General features: G+C 68.2%; 1 protein-coding gene and 1 pseudogene. Both read right to left on the minus strand.

Going from position 1 to position 3064, the window contains the following annotated elements:
- The coding region (locus tag GPA_RS20560) for a M60 family metallopeptidase (RefSeq protein WP_414735670.1) at window positions 1–1496 on the minus strand (1496 nt) is incomplete at its 3' end.
- A 579-nt stretch (window positions 1497–2075) separates the two neighbouring features.
- Window positions 2076–2885: pseudogene (locus GPA_RS20565) on the minus strand (discoidin domain-containing protein); the annotation flags it as partial.
- Window positions 2886–3064: the final 179 nt, after the last annotated feature.

The following is a 3064-nucleotide window of genomic DNA, read 5'->3' on the forward strand; positions in this document are numbered from 1 at the left end:
CCGGGCGCGGGCGCCGTCAGGGGCGCGCGGGCGTAGCTGTCCACGCGGGCGAAGAAGCGGTTCGCGAGCAGGTCCTGGTAGGTTTCGTACGTCTCGTACGCGCCGCCCGCATCGTAGGCCAGGCGCAGCTGCCAGTACATGGCCAGCTGCGTGAACACGCTGCCCGTGCGCCCCTCGTCTCCCGAGGTCACGCGGTCGTACACGTCGGCGTACTTGAAGCGCGCCGAGGCGTTGGTCTCTTTGGTGCTGGCGAGCTGCGCGAAGTAGTTGTTCGTGACCTCGGCCACGGCGTACTGGCTCTGGTTGATGTTGTGCCCGATCTCATGCCCGATGCCCCAGCCGAACAGGCTGCCGGACACCCTCGCACCGTCCCCGTCGAGCACGTAGGGCGCGCCTTGCGCCAGGCCCGGCACCGAGCCCCACTCGATGCCGATGTGGTTGCCGGCCGCGTACATGAACGCGCCTGCGAACATGCGCGCATAGCGGATGTTGAGATGCTGCGAGGGAAGCGAGTTCGCCTTGACCACCGCGGCGGGGGTGTTCTTCTCGAACGAGTTCGTGAGGCCCTTGTGCTGGTAGAACAGCTCCATCATCTGGTCCATGGCATCGAAGGAGGCCAGCAGCCGCTCGGCGCGCGCCTCCGTGGAGCCCCCGCCCGCGTCGGCAAGGATCTGCTGGGCCGGCACCGAGCACATCATCTGGTCGAGCATGATGTCGGTGGCGTTGGCGATGCAGTTCTTCTCGTCGTAGGCGTAGTGCACGCTGGCGTTGCCGCCCTTGGCGTGGTGCTCTTCGTGGAACTGCGCGAGCCCGCCCACGTGGGCCTCCAGCTTCTCCAGGTAGGCCGTCGTGCGCGCAAGGCGCTCGGCGGGGTCGGCCACCTGGTAGAGGTCGAGCGCGGGCACGGCGGTCGCGCCGCTCACGCGCACGCCCCAGTGCTCGGCGTCCGACGCGCCGGTGTACTCGACGTAGAGCTGGCCGCCCTTCTCGAAGTCGAGCGAGGAGAGCTGCGGGACGGTGATCTCGTTGCGGCCGGCCTTGAGCGTGGCCAGCACCTTCGTGGCGCCGCCTTCGGCATGCTGCTGCGACAGCACGAGGCGCAGCGGGGCGCTGCTTCCCGTAGCCTTGCCGGCGGCGCCGGCGTAGACGACGATCTCGTCGCCGGCCGCCGCTGCCGCACCGAGCGGCTGCCAGGCGTTGAGGCCGCCGATTCCCAGGTTGCGCGAGCTGTCGCGCTTCGCGGAGATGCCGTTGTGCACGTGCACCGTGCCCTCGAGGCCCTCGGTGGCCAGCAGCTTGCGCGCGGCATCGAGCTCGGCCTGGAGCGCCGTGCGGTACGGGTGGAACTCGCCGCTCGCCGCATCTGGCGTGTCTAGGCGCTGCTGCAGCACGTCGATGGAGGCGGCCGTCACGTCGTCTTTGAGCTCGAGGTGCAGGTCATCGGCGTAAAGCGCCATGATGTCGGCCTCGAGGCTGTCGTAGGCATGGAAGCGCATCTCGGCGATGACGACGTTCGGGGCCGACCAGGCGCGCCCGGCGCCGACCTTCACCTTCGTGGCGGTGACGGGCGCGGCCAGCTTCGCCAAGGCGTACTTGCGGCCGTTTGCGCCCGTGCGCATCTGCATGGACGCGTCGGCGGTCTTCCACGCGCCGCCCTCGTCGACGTAGCTGATGTTGACCTTGCCGAACGGCACGCCGTCCTGCACCTCGGCGAACGAGACCATGCCGAGCTCCTGCGGTTCGTCGAACGTCACGGTGACGCCCTTGTTGGGGCCAGGGTAGTAACCGCCCTCGTCCCAGTCGTTCACCTGCAAGTACGACGTGTAGCTGTCGTCGAAGAGCCCGAGCGCGCTCTTCGCGGTGCCCGAGGCGGCATCGAGCGGGCTGTCCACCATGGTGCCGCGACCGTACGTTGCCGAAACGATATGGCTCAGGTAGCGCCCGTCGGTGTCCTTCGTGTTGATCTGGCGATACGCCGGAAGCTGGGCAGGGTTGACGTTCGCTGTGCGGGCCACCGCCACAAGCGAGGGACCGCTCTTCCCTATCTCGTTGACGCCCACCACGTACACCTCGTATTCTGTGTCGTCCTTCAGGCCCGTCAGCTGATACGATGACGACGCGATGCCCTCGATCTCCGTGTAAGATCCGGCACCGTCGGCCTTCTCGCGGTAGAACAGGTGGTAGGAATCGGTGTCCTCCATGTTCTTCCAGCTGGCGCTGATGCCGCGATAGGTGCCCGTGAGCGCGAGGTTCTCGGGGGCATCGGGCGCCTTCTCGGCCTTGGGCGTCACCTCGACCTCTTCCGACCAGGGGCTGCGCCATTCGCCGTTGGCGGAGCGCACCTTCACGTGGAACACGGTGCCGTTCTTGATCTTGCCGCCGTTGAAGGAGGCGAGGGTAAGGGAGGTGGCGGTGGTGCGCTTGACCTCCGTGACGGCGGCGCCGTCCTTGCCGGGGGCGGTGAGGGAGAGCTCGTAGCCCGTCACGTTGGTGCAGGCGCCCCACGAGACGGTGAACTTCTTGCTGCCGGCGACGGCCGCCAGGCTCCCCGGAACGCTCAGGTCCGGCTCGGGGATGCGGTCCTCCATGTTGTTCAGGAACTCCACCTTGGAGATCTCGGCGAGGTTGTTGCTGCCGGAGGTCTTCGTGATGGTGAGCGTGACCTTCTTCACGGCGATCTGGCCGCCGAAGTCGATGACGATGGCGCCGCCCGCATCCACCGTGGCCGTGGCAGCCGATGCGGCGCGGGAGCGGAGGAAGGGCGCCGGCGCCGGCGCCGAGACAAGGTTCGCCCTTCCCGTCAGCTCTTCCCCACCGGCCCCAACGTAGTCATACTCGACATAACCGCCCTCGATGGCGTTATCGCTGGGCGCCTCGACGGTCATGCCGCCGATCAGGGGAGCCTCCTCGCCTTCGGGCGCAAGCTCGAAGGCCACCGCGACGGGATTATCCTCCGAAAGGGCGCCTTGGACCGGGCTGAGCTCCACCGACGCGCCGCCGTTCACGACGGAGGCCAGGGCGTCTGGGTCGGCCACCGTGCCCCCGACGGGCGCCGCCTTGGCGG

Origin of the sequence: Gordonibacter pamelaeae 7-10-1-b (assembly GCF_000210055.1) — a bacterium.
GTDB classification, from domain to species: domain Bacteria; phylum Actinomycetota; class Coriobacteriia; order Coriobacteriales; family Eggerthellaceae; genus Gordonibacter; species Gordonibacter pamelaeae.